Annotated in this window: 18 protein-coding genes; 11 read left to right on the top strand and 7 right to left on the bottom strand. The window is 44.5% G+C overall.

Translation table 11 applies throughout. From position 1 onward, the window contains the following. The first annotated feature begins 22 nt into the window (after nucleotides 1-22). From ABIE26_RS22640 to ABIE26_RS22610, 7 genes are all read left to right on the top strand, one after another. Nucleotides 23-1,591, top strand: coding sequence for a vWA domain-containing protein (locus tag ABIE26_RS22640; RefSeq protein ID WP_310146011.1), 1,569 nt, complete (start codon nucleotides 23-25; stop codon nucleotides 1,589-1,591). Next, nucleotides 1,588-2,346, top strand: a complete 759-nt coding sequence (locus tag ABIE26_RS22635; protein ID WP_310146012.1) for a DUF4197 domain-containing protein — start codon at nucleotides 1,588-1,590, stop codon at nucleotides 2,344-2,346. Before ABIE26_RS22640 ends, ABIE26_RS22635 begins: the two co-directional genes overlap by 4 nt. A gap of 50 nt (nucleotides 2,347-2,396) precedes the next feature. Then, complete coding sequence (locus tag ABIE26_RS22630) at nucleotides 2,397-3,647, top strand: DEAD/DEAH box helicase (protein ID WP_310146013.1); 1,251 nt, start codon at nucleotides 2,397-2,399, stop codon at nucleotides 3,645-3,647. A 43-nt stretch (nucleotides 3,648-3,690) separates the two neighbouring features. Then, complete coding sequence (locus ABIE26_RS22625) at nucleotides 3,691-4,971, top strand: replication-associated recombination protein A (protein ID WP_310146014.1); 1,281 nt, start codon at nucleotides 3,691-3,693, stop codon at nucleotides 4,969-4,971. A gap of 1 nt (nucleotide 4,972) precedes the next feature. Next, nucleotides 4,973-6,445 (top strand): DUF5687 family protein, encoded by a 1,473-nt coding sequence (locus tag ABIE26_RS22620; RefSeq protein WP_310146015.1) that lies wholly within the window; start codon nucleotides 4,973-4,975, stop codon nucleotides 6,443-6,445. Between the two features lies 1 nt (nucleotide 6,446). Continuing rightward, a complete protein-coding gene (locus ABIE26_RS22615) occupies nucleotides 6,447-7,145 on the top strand; it encodes an ABC transporter ATP-binding protein (protein WP_310146016.1) in 699 nt (232 codons plus the stop codon). A 163-nt stretch (nucleotides 7,146-7,308) separates the two neighbouring features. Then, complete coding sequence (locus tag ABIE26_RS22610; protein WP_310146017.1) at nucleotides 7,309-7,989, top strand: OmpA family protein; 681 nt, start codon at nucleotides 7,309-7,311, stop codon at nucleotides 7,987-7,989. 71 nt (nucleotides 7,990-8,060) lie between these two features. On the opposite strand, the gene ABIE26_RS22605 is transcribed toward ABIE26_RS22610, so the two are convergent. Then, the gene (locus ABIE26_RS22605) at nucleotides 8,061-8,408 is read right to left on the bottom strand and encodes a hypothetical protein (RefSeq protein WP_084238636.1); all 348 of its coding nucleotides are present in this window, start codon (nucleotides 8,406-8,408) and stop codon (nucleotides 8,061-8,063) included. Nucleotides 8,409-8,537: 129 nt separating this feature from the next. Here ABIE26_RS22605 and ABIE26_RS22600 point away from each other — a divergent pair, with 129 nt between their 5' ends. After that, nucleotides 8,538-9,551, top strand: coding sequence for a Gfo/Idh/MocA family oxidoreductase (locus ABIE26_RS22600; RefSeq protein WP_310146018.1), 1,014 nt, complete (start codon nucleotides 8,538-8,540; stop codon nucleotides 9,549-9,551). A 3-nt stretch (nucleotides 9,552-9,554) separates the two neighbouring features. Further along, on the top strand, nucleotides 9,555-10,340 hold the full coding sequence (locus tag ABIE26_RS22595; RefSeq protein WP_310146019.1) for a zinc-dependent peptidase: 786 nt from the start codon (nucleotides 9,555-9,557) through the stop codon (nucleotides 10,338-10,340). 1 nt (nucleotide 10,341) lies between these two features. Here ABIE26_RS22595 and ABIE26_RS22590 read toward each other — a convergent pair whose 3' ends face one another. From ABIE26_RS22590 to ABIE26_RS22580, 3 genes are all read right to left on the bottom strand, one after another. Then, a complete protein-coding gene (locus ABIE26_RS22590) occupies nucleotides 10,342-11,331 on the bottom strand; it encodes an alpha/beta fold hydrolase (protein WP_310146020.1) in 990 nt (329 codons plus the stop codon). Nucleotides 11,332-11,471: 140 nt separating this feature from the next. After that, nucleotides 11,472-13,772: a TonB-dependent receptor gene (locus ABIE26_RS22585; RefSeq protein WP_310146021.1), complete on the bottom strand. Its 2,301-nt coding sequence runs from the start codon at nucleotides 13,770-13,772 to the stop codon at nucleotides 11,472-11,474. A gap of 101 nt (nucleotides 13,773-13,873) precedes the next feature. Then, on the bottom strand, nucleotides 13,874-14,212 hold the full coding sequence (locus ABIE26_RS22580; protein ID WP_310146022.1) for a hypothetical protein: 339 nt from the start codon (nucleotides 14,210-14,212) through the stop codon (nucleotides 13,874-13,876). 153 nt (nucleotides 14,213-14,365) lie between these two features. On the opposite strand from ABIE26_RS22580, the gene ABIE26_RS22575 reads away from it, so the two are divergent. Then, nucleotides 14,366-14,758: a response regulator transcription factor gene (locus ABIE26_RS22575; protein WP_310146023.1), complete on the top strand. Its 393-nt coding sequence runs from the start codon at nucleotides 14,366-14,368 to the stop codon at nucleotides 14,756-14,758. Here ABIE26_RS22575 and hisS read toward each other — a convergent pair. From hisS to pdhA, 3 genes are all read right to left on the bottom strand, one after another. After that, the gene (gene hisS / locus ABIE26_RS22570; RefSeq protein ID WP_310146024.1) at nucleotides 14,755-16,137 is read right to left on the bottom strand and encodes a histidine--tRNA ligase; all 1,383 of its coding nucleotides are present in this window, start codon (nucleotides 16,135-16,137) and stop codon (nucleotides 14,755-14,757) included. The two genes, ABIE26_RS22575 and hisS, sit on opposite strands and share 4 nt — an antisense overlap. 127 nt (nucleotides 16,138-16,264) lie before the next feature. Further along, nucleotides 16,265-17,917: a 2-oxo acid dehydrogenase subunit E2 gene (locus ABIE26_RS22565; RefSeq protein WP_310146025.1), complete on the bottom strand. Its 1,653-nt coding sequence runs from the start codon at nucleotides 17,915-17,917 to the stop codon at nucleotides 16,265-16,267. Between the two features lie 28 nt (nucleotides 17,918-17,945). After that, entirely contained in the window at nucleotides 17,946-18,941 is a 996-nt protein-coding gene (gene pdhA, locus ABIE26_RS22560; RefSeq protein WP_310146026.1) for a pyruvate dehydrogenase (acetyl-transferring) E1 component subunit alpha, read from the bottom strand. A gap of 395 nt (nucleotides 18,942-19,336) precedes the next feature. Here pdhA and ABIE26_RS22555 point away from each other — a divergent pair, with 395 nt between their 5' ends. Beyond that, nucleotides 19,337-19,891 (top strand): C40 family peptidase, encoded by a 555-nt coding sequence (locus ABIE26_RS22555; protein WP_310146027.1) that lies wholly within the window; start codon nucleotides 19,337-19,339, stop codon nucleotides 19,889-19,891.

Genomic DNA, 19,891 nt, shown 5'->3' with positions numbered 1-19,891 from the left:
TCATAAGTCCAAAACAACGGCTATGAAAAAGATTTTGTTCCCAGTATTGATGTTGCTGTTTGCAGCATTTGAACCTCTTACCGCTAAAACCATTAGTGGAATGGTAAAAGATAAGGATAGCGGCAGCCCGCTGGCGGGTGTTGCAGTAACTGCGCAGCTGAGTAAGGCAGGAACGGTTACCGACAAAAATGGCAAATATTCCATCAGTGTAAAAGACGGGGAACACAGTTTGAGGTTTAGTTATATTGGTTATAATACCGCCATTATAAAACTGAATGGCGGGTTAACAGTTAATGTATCTATGGCTGCAAGTGATGCGAAGCTGGCCGAGGTTGTGGTGATTGGATATGGCAAAGCTAAAGCAGCAACCGTCGGCAGTGTGTCAGCCCCTGCTTTGGAAAGCAGGGCGGTTGGGATAGCCAAATCAGAATCGGGCATTGCCATACGCGGGTCCAGATCTGAAGCAATAAGCGATAAAAAATCTGTAGCTCCCGGTCCCTGGCCAAAAAGGCCAAAACCCCAGTCAAATCAGCTTACTGCCGGCGAATGGAACGACATGGAACACTGGCCTTTCTGGAACAACCTGATGAATACCCAGGAATGGTCGGACATGCAATCGTACTGGTCCTTTTATACCAGCAACCGCATCAGCGTGGAGCTCAGCAATAAGCAGCAACAGCCATTGATCGGCTATGCCGTTACTGCTGTACAAAACGGGAACCCGGTTTGGAAAGCAAAAACCAATTTTGAAGGTAAGGCCGAGTTATGGCCATCCTTATACGACAACAGGAAAGACGGCCTGACGATAACGGTTGAAAGTCCGGAGGGAAAGGAGATCTACAGAAAGGTATTTGCACAAAATGCGCGCAAGGTTAACATTGCTATGGATAAGCCCGCAGAAAAAATCAGGAACCTGGATGTGCTGTTTATGGTCGACGCAACCGGCTCTATGGGCGATGAGATCAGCTACCTGAAATCAGAGCTGGAAGACATTATTGGCCGCCTGAATACCAAAAACCAATTGAACACCCGGACAGCCATGGTATTTTACAGGGATAGGGGTGATGAATACGTCATCCGTGATTTCGGTTTTGAGCAGGACCTACAAAAGGTAAAACGAAACCTGGCCAACCAGTACGCCGATGGCGGGGGCGATTTTGAAGAAGCGGTAGAAGAAGCCATGGAAAATGCCATTTATCAGCAGCGCTGGTCTGAAACCGGAACATCGGCCAGGCTCATGTTCATGATCCTGGATGCCCCGCCGCATTACGATGCCGCCAGGGTAAAAAGCATCCAGCGCTCGGTAAAAGAAGCGGCTTCCCGTGGGATAGCCTTAATCCCGGTTGTTGCCAGTGGTATCGATAAACGCACAGAATTTTTAATGCGTTTTATGGCCATCGGAACCAACGGAACCTATGTTTTCTTAACTGACGACAGCGGAATAGGAAACAGTCACCTGAAACCTACGGTTGGAAGCTACCAGGTAGAGTACCTGAACCAGCTCCTGAATCGTCTGATCAATAAATATGCGGGGCTGGAGCCAAAGGTGGCAGAAGATTTGCTATCTTCAGCCAAAAAACAGCAGGAATGAAAAAGAGCTTAATATACCTGGCCCTGGCGGCTGGTTTATCATTAAATACCTACACGGCTTACAGCCAGATCAAACTAGGAAATATTTTAAAACAGGTTACCGGTAAAAACGGCAGCACAACAGGTACTACAGGCACACCAAGCGCATTGGAAATCGGGATGGGCATTAAGGAAGCGCTGGAGATTGGCACTTCGAGGGGGGCCGACCTTCTTTCAGCAAAAGATGGCTTTCTTGGTAATATGGCTGTAAAGATCCTTTTCCCGCCGGAAGCCCAGAAAGTTGAAAAAACTTTACGCAGCCTGGGGATGGGAAAACTGGCCGACAATGTAATCCTGAGTCTGAACCGCGCTGCCGAGAGTGCAGCCAAAGAAGCAAAGCCTATTTTTATTTCGGCCATTAAACAAATGACCATTACCGATGCCACCAATATCCTGCTGGGTAGTAAGGACGCCGCTACCAATTATTTCAAAAGGGTAACCACTGCACAGCTGATGGAAAAATTTAAACCTGTTATTACCCAAAGCCTGGCTACAGTAGGTGCCACCAAATATTGGGGCGATGCAGCAGGTCAGTATAATAAAATACCTCTGGTAAAGCCAGTGAACACCGACCTTTCCGATTATGTGGCCCAAAAAGCCATAGATGGCATGTTTATACAGGTAGCCCAGGAAGAACTTAAAATAAGGGACAATCTGGGGGCAAGGTCATCTTCGCTGCTTCAGAAAGTGTTTGGTTATGCAGATAAGAATAAATAGAAATAAAAGCATTACTTTTATACAGAAAATACTAACAAGATAAAAGTATATTGGATTTTAAAGATTTTAATTTTAACCCTGAACTGTTAGAAGGGTTATTAGCAATGGGTTTCCGCAATGCAACCCCAATCCAGCAGCAAGCAGTTCCGCTTATTTTAAATAAGAAAGATTTGATTGCCTGCGCACAAACCGGAACCGGAAAAACCGGTGCGTACCTGTTACCAATCATGAACATGATTGTTGAAACAGAAAACCGCCACAACAATACACTGATCCTGGCCCCTACAAGAGAACTTGCCCAGCAAATCGATCTGCAGGTAGAAGCCCTCTCTTATTTCACCAATATCAGTTCTTTAACGGTTTACGGAGGTGGGGATGGCATTGCCTATGAACAGCAAAAGCGCTCTATGCGTGAAGGGGTAGATATCATTATTGCCACACCGGGCCGTTTAATCTCCCACCTTTCTTCAGGTGTTTTAAAACTTGACCAATTGCAGCACCTGGTGCTCGATGAGGCCGACAGGATGCTCGACATGGGCTTTTATGATGACATCATGCGCATCGTGAGTTATCTGCCGCAAAAAAGGCAGACCGTAATGTTTTCGGCGACTATGCCACCGAAGATCAGGAAACTGGCAGCAAACCTGCTACAGCATCCGGAACAGGTTAACATTGCCATATCAAAACCTGCAGAAGGCATTTTACAGCAGATTTACTTTGTGCACGACGAGCAAAAAATCCCTTTGCTGACTGGAATTTTAAAAGAAGACACCTACAAAAGCGTGATCATTTTTGCCTCCACCAAAGAAAAGGTTAAAAACCTGGGCAAGGTATTCCGTAACCTGGGACTTAAGGCGGAAGCTTTTCATTCGGACCTTGGACAGAAAGAAAGGGAAAGCATCTTGCTGAAATTTAAGAACAGACAATTACCAATCTTAATAGGTACCGATGTTTTGAGTCGCGGTATTGATGTGGAAGGTATAGACCTGGTGGTCAACTTTGATGTGCCCCATGACGCAGAAGATTATGTACACCGCATTGGCCGTACAGCAAGGGCAGCTACCAAAGGAACGGCGATTACGCTGGTAAACAGCAGGGACAAACGGAAGCTGAGCAGTATTGAAAAGCTGATCGAAAAAGAGATCGAAAGAATTCCTTTACCGGAACATCTGGGATCGGCCCCTTCGGAAGCGGCAACAAGCCCGTCCACGCACAGATTTCCTAAAAAAAATGACGCAGGCAAGCCTAAACGCAAGTTCTGGAAGAAAAAGCCTAAAGCAGGCCCTAAAGAAAGTGCCTAAATAAAGGGTTTTCTTTGCTACTTTTTTTAGTATATTTACGCTTATGCAGAACCTCCCTCCATTAGCCGAACGTATGCGTCCCCAAAACCTGGACGAGTATGTGGGGCAGCAGCATTTGGTAGGGCCTGATGCCGTACTGAGAAAAGCCATACAAAGCGGACAGCTGCCATCAATGATATTCTGGGGCCCTCCGGGAGTTGGCAAAACCACTTTGGCCTATATCATATCGCAAACACTGGACCGCCCCTTTTTTAATCTCAGTGCAATCAATTCCGGGGTTAAAGACATCAGGGATGTCATCGACCGAGCTGCTTTATTGAAAGATAGCCTTCTGGGCCTGCCCATTCTGTTTATAGACGAGATCCACCGTTTCAGCAAATCGCAGCAGGATAGTCTGCTCGGGGCAGTTGAACGGGGCTTGGTGACCTTAATTGGTGCCACCACAGAAAATCCTTCTTTTGAAGTCATCTCGGCCCTGCTTTCCCGCTGCCAGGTTTATATCCTGAAAGCCCTTAATGAAACGGAACTGTCCGGACTGCTGCAAACGGCCATTAAACAGGATGTGGTCCTGAAGGAAAAGAAAATTACCATTAAAGAACATGAAGCTCTGATCCGTTTATCCGGAGGGGATGCCAGGAAATTACTGAATGTGCTGGAGATCGCCATCAACGGCATCGGCGGCAGTAAAATAGTCCTGACCAACGAAAATGTACTGGAACATGCCCAGCAGAACCTGGCCCTGTACGATAAAGCAGGTGAACAGCATTACGACATCATTTCTGCCTTTATCAAATCTATAAGGGGCAGCGACCCAAATGCCGCCGTATACTGGCTTGCCCGGATGATAGAAGGTGGCGAAGATCCTTTATTTATTGCACGCAGGTTACTGATCCTGGCCTCCGAAGATATCGGAAATGCCAACCCCAATGCCCTGCTGCTGGCCAACAATTGTTTTCAGGCGGTAAACGTGATCGGTTTTCCCGAAGCCAGGATCATCCTGTCACAAGCCGTTACCTATATGGCCTCTTCTGTAAAAAGCAATGCTGCATATGAAGCCATTAACCACGCCCAGGCATTGGTTAAACAAACCGGGAACCTGCCTGTACCCCTGCACATCCGTAATGCGCCTACCAAACTGATGAAGAACATCGGTTATGGTAAGGATTATAAATATTCACATAGCTATGAGGGGAATTTTGAAGAACAGGAGTACCTGCCAGAACAACTGACCGGCACAAAATTATATGATCCCGGAAAAAACCCAGCAGAAGAAAAACTAAGGGAGCAATTGAGAAGAAACTGGAAAAACAAGTACAATTATTGATATGCTGGGTACCTTTTTAAACCATCAGTGGAAAGCCTTCTGGCGCTCAAGAAACCGCAAGGGCAGCCTGGCCGCACAGATCGTGCTGATCTTTTTTTTACTGTATTTCCTGATCGTAGTTTTAGCCGCAGGCTTTGGAATGGCACAGCTGCTTTCAAGGGTATTTCCTGATCAGAACATCATCAAAAGTTTCAACGGCATTATTTTATACTACTTTGCATTCGATTTTATCATGCGCCTGCAGCTGCAGGAACTGCCCACACTAAGCATAGTTCCTTACCTTCACCTGAAGATTCCCAAGCGCAAGATCATCAGTTTCTTAAACATCAGAGCTTTATTTTCGGCCTTTAACCTTTGGCCTTTCCTGTTGTTCCTGCCTTTCTGTTTCGTAAAAATAATGGCCACATACGGAGCCTGGGTAACACTGATGTACATCGTAGCCATTCTTTCCATCACTTTTTTTAACAACTACCTGGTATTGTACATCAAGCGAAAATCCATAACAAACATCTGGTATACGGTCATCGGACTTTCGGTAATCGGTCTTTTTGCCGCACTGGAATACTACAAAGTTATCTCTATCATGACTGGCTCTGATTATATTTTCCGTATCATTTCAAGGCAGCCACTAACAGCAATGTTTTTTTCTGCTGCAGCCCTGGTGATATTTTATATCAATAGCCGGTACCTGCGGCAAAATTTATACACAGAAGAACTGAGCGCAGCAGAAGAGAAAAAGGTAAGTACCGACTATCCTTTTTTAAACCGTTTTGGCAGAACAGGCGAACTTGCGGCTTTAGAGTTAAAACTCATTTTACGGCACAAACGTTCCCGCACCTCACTATTCATGGGCTTTCTGTTCCTGCTGTATGGTTTCATCTTTTATAAACAAAAGGCAATAGCCACAGATGCATTCGGACAGATGATGTTCGGGGCTATCTTTATGACCGGCATTTCCATCCTGATGTACGGCCAATTCATGTTTGCCTGGCAAAGTGCCCATTTTGATGGTTTGCTTAGCAATAAAATCCGTTTTAAGGATTTTATAAAAGCCAAATTCCTGCTCTTTACAATTGCCTGCACCCTGATTACACTACTCGCCAGCTTTTATGGGTTTTTAAGCCCCAAATTACTGCTGCTGCATTTAACAGCCTACCTGTACAATGTAGGCTTTGGGACGGTAGTGGTACTATACCTGGCCAACTTCAATTATAAAAGACTGGAGATCAACAAAGGGGCAACTTTTAATTACCAGGGCATTAGCGCCAACCAGTGGCTGCTGATGTTCCCTTACACACTGACCCCGATTTTAATATACATTCCGTTTGGTCTGCTCGACAAACCCTATATAGGTTTGATGATTGTCTCCCTGTTTGGCCTGTCGATGCTCCTGATGCGGGGTTACTGGATAAATTTCATCACCAGAAAGTTTGAAAAACAACGATATAAAATAGCCGAAGGCTTCAGAGAATAATATGATGTTAGCAATACAGGATTTAAAAAAAGTTTATGGCAATAGGCCTGTTGTAAACATTGAGCAACTGCAAATAGGTGCCGGCGAAACAATTGGACTGGTAGGAAACAATGGCGCCGGAAAAACCACGCTCTTCCGCATGATTTTAGACCTTATCCGCCCAACTTCGGGTTCGGTTTTCTCTAAAGGTGAAGATGTGATGCATAGTGACAACTGGAAAAATTATACCGCATCTTACCTGGATGAAGGTTTTCTGATCGATTACTTAACTCCCGAAGAATACTTTGTTTTTATAGGCAGTCTGCATAACCTTAGCCTGGCAGATGTTAAAGATTACCTGCAACGGTATTCAGAATTTTTTAACGGTGAGATATTGAACAGAGGAAAATACATCCGGGATTTTTCCAAGGGGAACCAGAACAAGGTTGGCATTGCTGCCGCACTGATGCAAAATCCGGAACTGCTGATATTAGATGAGCCTTTCGCCAATCTGGACCCCACCACGCAGATCAGGCTCAAAACGTTGATTAAATCGTTAAAACAACAACAAACCATGACTACCCTAATTTCGAGTCACGACCTGAACCATGTAACCGACGTATGCGACAGGATTATCCTGCTGGAAAAAGGCGTGATAATTAAAGACTTCCATAAGGATGAGCATACACTGAAAGAACTGGAAGCCTATTTTGCTGAATGATGACTGTATAGAATTGTGGTCACCAACCACTTCGGGCCTACCTGTTTCCCCGGGCCGAACTGGTAGATTGTATTAATTTAAGGATGCATAAGGTAAAAATCAGGAAACAAAAAAGATTGGCATCAGGTTTGATTTGTTGTTGTTATAAACAAATGATAACATTATGATGACTTCAAAATTTAAAATAGCAACATTTAGTATAGCATTAGCCCTTGGTGCCATGGCATTTCAAGGTTGCGATAGTTTAACAAAAACTCAGAAAGGAGCAGGTATTGGTGCAGCAGCGGGTGGTGTTATCGGCGCAATCATCGGCAAGAAGGCTGGTAACACAGCAGTTGGTGCTATTATAGGTGCAGCTGTGGGTGGTACAGCAGGTGGTTTTATCGGCAAAAGAATGGATAAACAAGCTGCAGAGATACAAAATGCCATTCCAAATGCCGAAGTTATCCGTGAGGGTGAAGGTATCATCGTTAAATTTGATAGCGGTATCCTTTTTGGTTTTGACAAATCTGACCTGACAGCTCAGGCAAAAACAAACATCAAATCATTAGCCGGATCAATAAACCAATATCCGGGAACTGATATCAAGGTAATTGGTCATACCGACAATAAAGGTACAGAGTCTTACAACATGGGCTTATCTGAAAGAAGGGCTGCAGCCGTTAAAGCTTATGCTGTTTCACAAGGTGTACCGGCTTCACGTCTGATTACCCTGGGAAAAGGATTTTCTGAACCAATCGAGGACAATGCAACTGAAGCAGGAAGGGCTGCTAACCGTAGGGTTGAGGTGGTTATTGTGGCCAACGATCAGTTGAAAAAAGAAGCGCAGCAGCAAGGAAAATAATTCAGCACATTTACATCTACCTATAAAAAGAAAACCCGTTGTACCATGTACTTCGGGTTTTTCCATTTTAGCTAAAATTCGTAGATATCTTCAAAGTAGTGTATCGCCAGCGATTTCAGCAGTAGCTCCTGTTCCATCATCGCAAAGGAAGGAACGGGTTTAACCAGTTTCCAGTGTGGCCAGCCGTCCTGATCAAGGCCTTCAAGCTCATAAAAGCCCATTTCACTTAACAAACGACAGGTCGCAATGTGCATCAGCTCTTCTTTCTGACGCTTGCTGTACTTACGCGGCCCCTTACCCAACTCCTGCACCCCGATCAAAAACAATATCACTTTTAAATCAGGAGCCTCTGCATCAAACTCATCCGCTATCTTCTGTTGCAAAATTTTCCATTTCGCATGTGTTTCTGCAGGTTTCATACGACAAAGATACAATTAGCAATGTAGGTTTATTGCAATATATTACGCAAATACCAAAGGGATTTAGCTAAATTTAGCCAGTCAGAGATTTTACTGACCTGAGCGGCCCTTAACACAGAATTTTAAACAATGAAGACGGAAATTATAACAGGTATAATGGCATATGGGATGTCAGGAAAAGTTTTTCATGCCCCTTTTATAGATAATCATCCGGGGTTTAAGCTACATGCCGTAACCGAACGGACACAGAAGAAAGCTGCCGCCGACTATCCAGGGGTTATAAGCTACGATACGATCGACGACTTAATTGCAGATGAACAAATCGAGCTGATCATTATCAATACACCCAATTATACCCATTACGACTATGCGCAAAAATCGTTAAGGGCAGGCAAACACATCCTGGTTGAAAAACCTTTTACGGCGACATCCGCCGAAGCCAAAGAACTGTTTAGGCTTGCGGAAAGTTTGGGTAAAAAAATCTTTGTCTACCACAACAGGCGTTGGGACAGCGATTGTACCTCCATTCAAAAGGTAGTGGAAAGCGGAAAACTGGGCCAAATCAACGAGGTGCATTACCGATTTGATCGTTACAGAAAAGCCATCGGGCCTAAAACATTTAAGGAAGAGCCTCATCCGGCAAGCGGGCTGCTCTATGACCTGGGCCCCCACCTGCTTGATCAGGCCATCAGCCTGTTTGGGAAACCCAGCTCCTTCTATAAAATATTGGGAAAACACCGGCCGGGCACTAAAGTGGACGACTACTTTATGATCCATTTGGCTTACCCCAACGACCTTAACATATTCCTTACGTCCAGTCTGCTGGTTGCAGACCCGCAAAAAGCCTTTGTACTGCACGGCTCCGCAGGCTCATTTGTTAAAGGCCGCTCCGATGTGCAGGAAGAGCAATTGTTAAAGGGGATGAAATTAAATAATCCTGCCTATGGCATTGAACCGGCCGACAGCAAAGGCCGCTTGACCATTATGGATGAGCAGGGAAATCCGCATGTAAGCTACGTTGATTCCGAGAATGGAAATTACATTGGACTGTTTGAGGCCGTTTATCAATCCATAGTTAATGAGGTAACTTATCCGGTTACAGAAGAACAAATCATTGCCCAACTGGAAATCCTCGAAGCATAGTTTATGAATGCCATTCTTTTTGTACTTATCCCGGCTTTTATAATTGTCGTTTATTTTATTCTAAGAGGGAATAAGTCAAGGCAAAGGCCTGTAAACGAGCTTACTGAAGCCGAACGAAATCTTTTAGCGCATCATGTTCACTATTACCAACAGCTTAATGCGGCAGGGCAGCAAAGGTTTGAACATAAGATCGCAGCATTTTTAGCCTATGTACGCATTGAAGGCGTAGGGGTAACCATTGAAGCCCTTGACAGGCTATTGGTTGCTTCCAGCGCTATTATTCCTGTATTTGGGTTTGAAGAAGACTGGCAATATAAAAACCTGTCGAGTGTATTATTATATCCGGATACCTTTAATAAAGACTTCCAGTTTGAGGGCGCCGAAAGAAGTATTTTAGGCATGGTAGGTGACGGGTATATGAACGGACAAATGATTCTCTCAAAATCGGCATTGCACCTTGGTTTTTCCAACATGGCCGACAAGGAGAACACCGCCATCCATGAGTTCGTCCACCTGCTCGACAAATCTGATGGTGCTACAGATGGGGTACCAGATAATTTAATGAAGCATGAGTACACCCTTCCATGGGTAAAAATGATCCACCAGGAGATGCAGCGCATTGAAAAGGGGAAGTCAGACATTAACCCTTACGCCATTACCAACGAAGCAGAGTTCTTTGCCGTAGTATCGGAATACTTTTTTGAAAAGCCCGGACAGTTAAAAGAAAAACACCCGGAGCTTTATCATATCCTATCAGAAACCTTTTTACAGGATCCGGCAAAAAAATAACCTACAGGCTGCCTAGCAAAGCCACATTGAACTCCGTGGCGATTTCAATATGCGGAATATGACCGCAGCCGTCAAATTCGATGATTTTAGCACCCGGTATCTTCGCGGCAGTTTGTTTTCCTAAAAACCGGTATTGCCCGTACAAAGCCTGCTGGTCGGGGCTCAGTAAGCCTTTGCCTACTATGGTCTTATCTTCTTTACCTATAAACAAAACGGTAGGTACCTTTATGTTGATGAACTCGTACACTACAGGCTGCTCATAAATCATGGTATAAGTCATGGCCGCAACCTTTGCCCAGCGCGGGAAATCGGCACTATTGGTTACCCCTCCGGCAATGCGTACCAGCTCCTCATACTCTGGTTTCCACAGGGTGAAATAAGAACTCTGATAATACTTACGTACACTTTCTGCAGTCGACTTCAATTCTGTTTTATATTGTTCCCCGGTGCTGGCGTATGGCACAAAACGGCGGTAATCTTCCAGGCCTATTGGGTTTTCGAGCAATAGCTTCTCTGTCTGGTCCGGATACATCAGCGCAAAACGTGTGGCCAGCATCCCACCCATGGAATGACCTAAAATACTGGCTTTCTGGATACCCAGGGCATCCAGCAAAGCTTTGTTCCAGGCCGCCATCTGATGGAAGCTGTAATGTATAAAAGGTTTGGACGATTTGCCAAAGCCAATCTGATCGGGCACCACCACCCTGAACCCTCTGCTGGTTAAAGACCTGATTACCCCGGTCCAGTAATAGCCGCCGAAGTTCTTCCCGTGAAAAAGAACTACAGTACGGCCATTGGCCAGTTGTGTAGGCGCAATGTCCATATACGCCATGCGTACATCCTGGCCTTCTGCCACAATCGGGAAATATTTTACAGGGTATGCGTATTTAACGTTTTCCAGTGTAATGGATAGGGTATCGATCTGCTGCGCACCTGCCGTTAATGCAAGTCCGCAAAGCATTAAAATGGAGAATGATATTTTTTTTAACATAGGTTTTTTCTGAAAGAACAATAAGTGTTAGCGAAAGTTCTAAACATAAGCATTATTTACAATTCTCCGGAAATTTAAAGGAAAAAGAATAGCCTGAAGAATGTCCCCAGGCTATTCATTTAAGGCTTTAGCCTCTTTTGTTACAAAAATGGTACACTGATGCCAAAGGTTACATTACGGCCCGGATTATAAATGTTAACAGGTTTGTACCTGCTCAGGTGATTGTAATACTGCTTATCCAGCAGGTTTTGCCCGGTTATCCAAAGGTTAAGCTTCCCCCTTTTGGTATTGATGCTAGTTCCAATTCCGGCATCCAGCAAGGTATAACCATCGGTTTGCGTTTCAAAACTATCAAAACGGGCTTGTTTGAAGGTATTGCTTACTCCAACTTTAATGTAACTATCGGCAAGCCCTTTAATGCCGGGCTCAAACCTGATCTCGTTGTTAATGCTTGCTGCAGGAATAAAAGGCAGTGCAGCATCATTGGCCCGGTTAACACCCCTGGTATAGGCAAAAGAATTTTCAAAATGCAATGATTTCACCAGGTGAAAATCTACCGAGGCCTCGCCTCCAATTAAATCAGCATTGGTTTGTACATAACGGTATACAGGCAGCGTTTCCACGCTTCCATCCTCGTTCTCAAAAGGCATGGTTTCGTTGTTAAAGTTACCCGGATAAATGTAGTTGAAGATGCGGTTGGCATAAGCATTTAAGCCAAAGCTTACATTTTCTGCAGTGTACTCCAGGCCCAGGTCAAACTGCAGACTGGTTTCCTGCTTCAACTTGCTGTTCCCGATCTCGTATCTGAAAGTTCCTTCATGCCGGCCATTTGCCCCGAGCTCCGCAATATTTGGCGCCCTGAAACCCGATCCTGCATTCCCTTTAAGCACCAGGTTTTTCGCAATCTCGAAGGCAAGGCCTAGGGATCCTGATACATTGGAAAATTCATTGCTGAAACCTGAAAACACCTGCTCCCCTTCAAAATTCAGATCTTTCCCGTTTACCTTTTTATAATCGTACCGCGCGCCTATATTGATCGCGCCCTTCTCAAAATTCCGCTTCAGATAGGCAAATGCGCCAATGTTATTGCTGTTGTAATCGGGAATCAGAAACTCATCTCCTTTATTCAAATTGTCCTGGTACATGCCCTGCAGACCAAAAGCGGGTTCCCATTTTCCAATATTCGGGAGGTAATATTTTACATCGTAAGTATAGGATTTGAGGTTCAGGTTCAAACCCGGCTCACTTATACTTTCTTCAAACTCTTTTCTGATGTTGTTCTGAAAGGCAAAAACGGTTTTCAACTGGCCCTTACCTAAAATAAAATTACTGTTTAAAGCAGCCCTGTAGTGATTGATATCCTGGTAAGGTAAGCCCAATCTGCGCTCCCTGGCTGCCGCGCTTGAGATGACCTCTCCGTCTTCATTTAAATAATTGCCATTTTCATCGGGACCATCTTCTACCAGACCAATATTGGTATGAAAACGGGAGAAGCTAAGGTGAGAATAGCCCCAGCTTTTGTTCAGGCCGAGCATCCCGTTAAAGTTCAGTTCGTTGAAACCGGAATTGGGCACCGTGGTATCTTTATACCGGAAACCGTAGGCATTTTTGTAAGATGCACGGCCACGATATACAAAACCATTTTCATTACCCTGCAGCATTAAGGATGAAGCGGTAAGTCCGTTATTGGTGCTATAATTACTGGTAAATTCACCGTTATGCATCCCGGGAGCAGGAACCAGGTCGTCAATTACATTGATCACCCCGCCCAGAGCATCCGAGCCATACAGCAAACTTGCCGGTCCTTTTAAAATTTCTATCCTTGCTGCCGAAAACTGGTCGACCTCTATTCCGTGTTCATCTCCCCATTGCTGGGCTTCTTCACGGGCACCGTCAACCATAGTCAACACCCGGTTATAACCTAAGCCGCGTATAACAGGCTTGGAGATTGCACCACCCGTGCTTACCTGAGCAACACCCGGTATTTTGGCAATCGCATCCATCAGGTTAGTGCCCCCTGCCTGCGCCAGCTTGGTTTTGCCAACCGTAACTACCGATAAACTGCTGGTCTTGTTGCTTGAACTGAACGGCGAGCCTGTAATCACCACCTCGGCACTCTCAATAATTGATGGGGTTAAGGAAATGGACAAGCCATTCTGACTGCCCAGGTCGACCACCGAAGAATAGGTTTTATAACCCACATAGCGGACTTCCAGCAGGAATTTTCCTTTTGCAGGCACATTCTTTAAAACAAATTCTCCCTGTGCATTGGTCGTGGTAATGGCCTTTAAATCTGTAATGTAAATGGTTGCCCCAACCAGCGGGCTCTGGTCTGAAGCATCAACAACCTTGCCCCTGAACTGGGCCATATCGGTTGCAAAGCTACTCAATGTAAAAAATGAGCACAATAATGTATATAGTAAAAGATAGGTCTTTTTCATTTATCTGTTATTTTACCGCATAGCTATAGCGCAGCAATGCCGGTTTATGAAATGTATGGTATTTATAAAAACAAGGCAGCAGATTGCCTTTTGTGAAGATCTTAAACTATAGGGGGCCCCCTGAGGGAAAGGCTGATCAGTTCAATATATGTACCAATAACGATGGAATAATACGGCCTCGCATGCGTATAAGTCCTGTAGGTTGGAAAATATTGCTGTGCACGCAGGTAATTTTTTTCAAAATGAGCCTTACATACCAGACAGTCGTCACTATGATTGCTGACGTGCAGTTTGTGATTACAGGTTTTTTGATAGCCTGCACAAGAGGGCTCTTCGTGTTTGTGGCTGTGAAAAGCACTAAAAGGAGTAAGTGCTATGGCAAATACCCATAACAGCAAAATCGACAGACGCCGATGAATATGCTGGTGTTTCCTTTTCAATCGGCAACAAAATTAATCAATTATGCGATTAATCTGGCATACGGAGCTTAGAACATGGCCGTATTATGACTTCATTATTAATTGTTTAAAAAAAACAAAAAATAGGTAAACAAACAAATCTACTTGATATATTTGCAATTCAAACTGGTCGAATTGAAAAAAAACACTGCAACATACAAAAACATTCTTGTTATTGAGGATAATCATGCCATCCTTGATGTAATCACGCTGATCCTGCAAAGCGAATCCTATAAGGTGACCGGCCTGAACAGGAGTGCAGATATGATGGTCCATATTGACCAGATGAAGCCTGACCTGGTGATCCTGGATATCATGCTTCCTGATGGTGATGGAAGGGACCTGTTAAAAGAGATCAGACTAAACGAGGCAACTACTCACATCCCCGTCCTGTTGATATCAGCCAAATATACGGCTGAAAATATACAGCATGGTGAATATAAGCCTAATGGCTTCCTGCCAAAACCATTTGATATAGATGAATTACTGGACCGGATTGAGGGCATACTGGCCGGCAAAACCTATTAGCCCTTTAACAGCTCTATTATCGCTGTCGCTGTAAGCTTTTGCTGTGCCCCGCTGTGCATATCTTTTAAGGTCAGCAATCCGGTCTGCATTTCGTCACTTCCAATTAAAATGACGAATGGGATACGCTTGTCATCTGCATAGCTCATTTGTTTTTTCAGCTTTGCTGAAGATGGATACAACTCTGCGGCGATGTTGGCATTACGCAACTCCTGCAGTATTGGTAATGCATAGCTCTCGGCGTCTTTATCAAAGTTGCTGATCAGCACCCTTGTTCCTGCTGCCGCTGATTCGGGAAAAAGATTGAGCTCCTGCAAAACATCATAAATCCTATCGGCCCCAAAAGAAATTCCCGCACCTGTTAAGCCTTTCAATCCAAACATGCCTGTAAGGTCATCATAACGGCCGCCGCCACCTATACTGCCCATTGCTACTTCATTGGTTTTGACCTCAAATATGCAACCGGTATAGTAGTTCAGCCCCCTGGCCAGTGTAATGTCCAGTTCCAGGTCTGGTTTCGATATATCAGCGGTAAGCATTCCAGCTAAATATGCAAAAACCTGCTCTATCTCTTCTATGCCTTTAAGGCCGATGGCCGACGCGGAAAGCACAGCCCGGAGGCTGTTTAACTTCTCCGTATTGGAACCTTCCAGTAAAATAACCGGTTTTAACCCTTCAATGTCCGCTTCAGTAAAACCGCGCTCCAGGAGTTCTTTGATCACCCCCTCCAGGCCGATTTTATCCAGCTTATCAATAGCAACGGTCATGTCAACAATCAGCTCGGGTTTACCCACTACCTCCGCAATTCCGGAAAGGATCTTGCGGTTGTTGATTTTTATGGTAAAGTCCTTAAGTCCCAGGTTACTCAGCGCTTCCTGGTAGATCAGTACAAATTCGGCCTCGTTCAATAAGCTCTCCGATCCCACAACATCCACATCACATTGATAAAATTCGCGGTAGCGCCCTTTCTGAGGCCGGTCTGCGCGCCATACCGGCTGTACCTGAAAACGTTTGAAGGGAAGGGCAATATCGTTCTGGTGCATCACCACATAACGGGCAAAAGGTACCGTGAGGTCGTAACGCAATGCCTTTTCACTGATGGAGGAGGTAATGGCATTTGAATTGGCCTGGGCCATCAGCTCGGGTTTCACTTTGGAAAGGAAATCACCGCTGTTCAGGATCTTAAATATCAGTTTATCCCCCTCATCACCATACTTTCCGGTTAGTGTGGCCAGGTTTTCCATTGCCGGGGTCTGTATTTCGGCATAACCATATTTTTTAAATACTGTTTTAATGGTATCAAAAATATAATTGCGTTTCACCATTTCCTGTGGAGAAAAATCGCGGGTTCCTTTTGCTAAAGAGGGTTTGATGTTTGACATAGGCGCAAAAGTACAAAACTAACAGGCATAAAAAAAGGTTGCCTGCATTAATGAGCAGGCAACCTTTATAATATTTCGACACTATTGGCCTGCGCTTAAGGTTCTCTTAAGGGGCTCAATGCTGGTACTAAGCGAGCAACCTGATTGGTTCTTCCAGCAATCCTTTTAAGGTTTGCAGGAAGGCGGCACCAGTAGCGCCGTCAACCACACGGTGGTCACAGCCTAAAGTCAGCTTCATGACATTACCCGGTACAACGGCTCCGTTTTTAACAACAGGCACTGCCTGGATCGCTCCTACAGAAAGGATAGCGCCATCGGGAGCGTTGATGATTGATGTAAATTCATCAATACCAAACATACCCAGGTTAGAAACGGTAAAGGTAGAACCTTCCCAATCTGATGGCTGCAGTTTTTTGGCTTTTGCTTTTTGTCCGTATTCTTTAACCTCTGCCGAGATATGAGATAAGGATTTGCCATCCGCAAAACGAACTACAGGTACCAGTAAGCCGTCTTCTACCGCCATGGCTACGCCGATATTGGTATGTTCATTGAAACGGATCTTATCGCCGCCCCATGAAGAGTTCACCGCAGGGTGTTGTTTTAAGGCAACAGCCACCGCTTTGATTACGATGTCATTGAAAGAAACCTTAACCGGAGCAACCGCATTAATTGCCGTACGGGCAGTCATTGCATTGTCCATATCAATACTGATGGTTAAATAGAAATGCGGAGCGGTAAACAGGCTCTCTGCTAAACGTTTAGCGATGACCTTACGCATCTGCGATACCGGTTTCTCGGTAAATTTCTCCTCACCAACATACTGAGGGATTACCGGCGCAGCTTTTTCTGCAGCAGGAGCCGATGAAGACGCTGCTTTCGGAGCGGCAGCGGAAGGTTTGAAGTTCTCTATGTCTTTTTTAATGATACGACCACCATCTGCGCTTCCGGCAACCTGTGAAAGGTCGATCCCTTTATCTTTTGCAATGCGTTTGGCCAATGGAGATGCTTTTACCCTTTCACCGTTTCCAGATGAAACAGGAGCTTCTTCTTTTGCCTCAGGAGCTTTCTCTGCCACAGGGGCATCAGATTTCGCATCAGCAGCCGGTTTGGCAGGAACATCGCCCTGTGCCAGGATACCGCTGATGTCTGTGCCTTCAGGCCCTACAATGGCAATGATCCCATTTACTTTGGCAGCAGCACCTTTTTCCACACCGATGTGCAGTAAAGTTCCGCTGGCATAACCCATTACCTCCATGGTTGCCTTATCGGTTTCCACATCGGCCAGGATATCATCGTCTTTAACTTTATCGCCGACTTTTTTGTGCCATTCCGCAATTACACCTTCAGTCATGGTATCGCTAAGCAAAGGCATACGGATTACGGTAACCCCTTTTGCTGCCAGTTCAGCTTCAGACAATCCGCTTTTGGCTTCAGCCGCAGGCGCTTCATTTTTTTCGGCTGCAGGAGCAGCTTCAGCAGGTTTGTTATCAGCGGCAGGGGCAGCAGCACCTTCTGCATCCAAAGCAGCTTTATAATCTTCGCCTTCTTTACCGATAACAGCAATAACAGCATCAACAGGAACGGCCTTACCTTCTTCTACACCAATGTACAATACGGTACCATCCCAATAGGATTCTAAATCCATGGTCGCCTTATCGGTTTCCACTTCGGCCATTACATCGCCGCTCTTTACTTTATCGCCAACTTTTTTATGCCACTTAGCCATTACCCCTTCGGTCATGGTATCGCTCATTTTGGGCATTCTAACTATTTCAGCCATGCTATATATCTATGAAATGCGTTCTTAATTAATCTTTTACGTAAGGATAATCCTGCTGCACATATACATCGGTATACAGTTCTGATGCATCAGGGAATGGAGATTCTTCAGCAAATTTTACAGACTCATCAACAATCTGCTTTACCTTATTTTCGATTTCCTCGATCCAGGCCTCGCTGGCATATTTTTCTTTAAGGATTACCTCTCTTACCAATTCAATCGGATCTTTAGCTTTATATTCTTCCAGCTCATCTTTGGTACGGTATTTAGCCGGGTCAGACATAGAATGCCCGCGGTAACGGTAAGTCCTCATTTCGAGGAAGGTTGGTCCCTCTCCGTTCCTTGCACGTTGTGCGGCCTCATCCATTGCGTTGTGTACTGCAACCGGGTCCATGCCATCTACAGGGGCACAAGGCATGTCAAAACCTAAACCAATTTTATAAATATCAGTCATGTTGGTGGTACGTTCTACCGAAGTACCCATGGCATAACCATTGTTTTCGCAAACGAAAATAACCGGGAGTTTCCATAGCATAGCCATGTTGAAAGCTTCATTCAAAGCTCCCTGACGTACGGCACCGTCGCCCATATAGCAAACGTTTACATTTTTAGTGCCTTTATATTTTTCAGCAAATGCAATACCTGCTCCCAAAGGAATCTGACCACCTACAATACCATGTCCGCCATAAAAATTAAACTCTTTGCTGAACATGTGCATCGAACCACCTTTACCTTTGGAACAGCCAGTTACCTTACCGTACATTTCAGCCATGATGCTGTTTGCACTTACACCTTTAGCCAGTGCATGAGCGTGATCACGGTAAGCAGTGATCATCGTATCTTCAGGCTGAAGTGCGGAAATCGCTCCGGCTACTACAGCTTCCTGACCGATGTATAAATGACAAAAACCACGGATTTTTTGTTGTCCGTAAAGTTGGCCGGTTTTTTCTTCGAACTTGCGCATCAGCAACATCGACTCAAACCACTTCAGATAGGTATCTTTATTTATTTCTACTGCACTCATTTTGGGGTGTTGATTTTTTTTACGAGAGCAAATCTACTTTTTTATTGCAATATATAGAAGTAAATGATGTAAAATGCACACTAAGGACGCTTATTTTACACCATCCGGCAAGCCAGCTAACAAGGTCAATATTAGTGCATATAGACATCCTGACAAATTTTAAGCAAACAGATACCCGATAAACCATCATAAAGTTGCCTGTAAATTCGAAGCGACCGAAACTTATATGGTACAAAAAAATAAAGCATTATGCCAAAATTGTTAATAACTTTTACATTTAGAAACAATACATTTGGATAACATTTGTAAAATACATAGTTTTGACAGCCTGACAATAAGCCCTAGTGGTGTACGTTTAAGTGTAAGTGATTAGTACCCAAACTTAACAGTATAACATGATTAAAAAGTTTTTGTTTTCTTCCCTCATTGGTTTGTGCAGTTTAACGGCGCTAAATGCACAAACAAAAACAAAAGAGACCAGCAAAGTAGCAGACCCCGACAATTTAGCATCCCAATATTTTTCACAGGTTATGGGTGTTGCGGTAGATGCAACCTCCAATGTTAAATTATACAAGTTCATCTACGAATGGATTGGAACCCCTTACCGGTTCGGAGGAAATACCCAGAAAGGAATTGACTGTTCGGCTTTTACCAAAGCCATTTACGATAAAGTTTTCAACACTACGATATTGCGCAACTCCCGCGATATTTTCAGCATGGTAGATCCCCTGCCAAAAGATGAGCTGAAAGAAGGCGACCTGGTATTTTTCAAGATAAAAAGCAGAAGTATTACACATATCGGAATTTACCTGGGCGATAATCGCTTTGCGCATGCTTCTTCCAGTCGCGGTGTAGTGATCAGCAATTTAAACGAGCCTTATTATTCAAGATATTTTTACAAAGGTGGCCGGATACTAGACGGCGTTAAGGAAGACCTGATCCAGGAATAG

This window comes from Pedobacter africanus, assembly GCF_040548825.1.
Classification (GTDB): Bacteria; Bacteroidota; Bacteroidia; order Sphingobacteriales; family Sphingobacteriaceae; genus Pedobacter; species Pedobacter africanus_A.
The sequence above is the reverse complement of the archived record's forward strand: the minus strand, read 5'-3'. Positions and strand labels throughout refer to the sequence as shown.

Bases quoted from the DNA above. Each gene is read 5' to 3' on its own strand.
- ABIE26_RS22640 (WP_310146011.1), top strand. From the start codon at position 23: ATGAAAAAGATTTTGTTCCCAGTATTGATGTTGCTGTTTGCAGCATTT.
- ABIE26_RS22635 (WP_310146012.1), top strand. From the start codon at position 1,588: ATGAAAAAGAGCTTAATATACCTGGCCCTGGCGGCTGGTTTATCATTA.
- ABIE26_RS22625 (WP_310146014.1), top strand. From the start codon at position 3,691: ATGCAGAACCTCCCTCCATTAGCCGAACGTATGCGTCCCCAAAACCTG.
- ABIE26_RS22620 (WP_310146015.1), top strand. From the start codon at position 4,973: ATGCTGGGTACCTTTTTAAACCATCAGTGGAAAGCCTTCTGGCGCTCA.
- ABIE26_RS22615 (WP_310146016.1), top strand. From the start codon at position 6,447: ATGATGTTAGCAATACAGGATTTAAAAAAAGTTTATGGCAATAGGCCT.
- ABIE26_RS22610 (WP_310146017.1), top strand. From the start codon at position 7,309: ATGATGACTTCAAAATTTAAAATAGCAACATTTAGTATAGCATTAGCC.
- ABIE26_RS22605 (WP_084238636.1), bottom strand. From the start codon at position 8,408: ATGAAACCTGCAGAAACACATGCGAAATGGAAAATTTTGCAACAGAAG.
- ABIE26_RS22600 (WP_310146018.1), top strand. From the start codon at position 8,538: ATGAAGACGGAAATTATAACAGGTATAATGGCATATGGGATGTCAGGA.
- ABIE26_RS22595 (WP_310146019.1), top strand. From the start codon at position 9,555: ATGAATGCCATTCTTTTTGTACTTATCCCGGCTTTTATAATTGTCGTT.
- ABIE26_RS22590 (WP_310146020.1), bottom strand. From the start codon at position 11,331: ATGTTAAAAAAAATATCATTCTCCATTTTAATGCTTTGCGGACTTGCA.
- ABIE26_RS22585 (WP_310146021.1), bottom strand. From the start codon at position 13,772: ATGAAAAAGACCTATCTTTTACTATATACATTATTGTGCTCATTTTTT.
- hisS (WP_310146024.1), bottom strand. From the start codon at position 16,137: ATGTCAAACATCAAACCCTCTTTAGCAAAAGGAACCCGCGATTTTTCT.
- ABIE26_RS22565 (WP_310146025.1), bottom strand. From the start codon at position 17,917: ATGGCTGAAATAGTTAGAATGCCCAAAATGAGCGATACCATGACCGAA.
- pdhA (WP_310146026.1), bottom strand. From the start codon at position 18,941: ATGAGTGCAGTAGAAATAAATAAAGATACCTATCTGAAGTGGTTTGAG.
- ABIE26_RS22555 (WP_310146027.1), top strand. From the start codon at position 19,337: ATGATTAAAAAGTTTTTGTTTTCTTCCCTCATTGGTTTGTGCAGTTTA.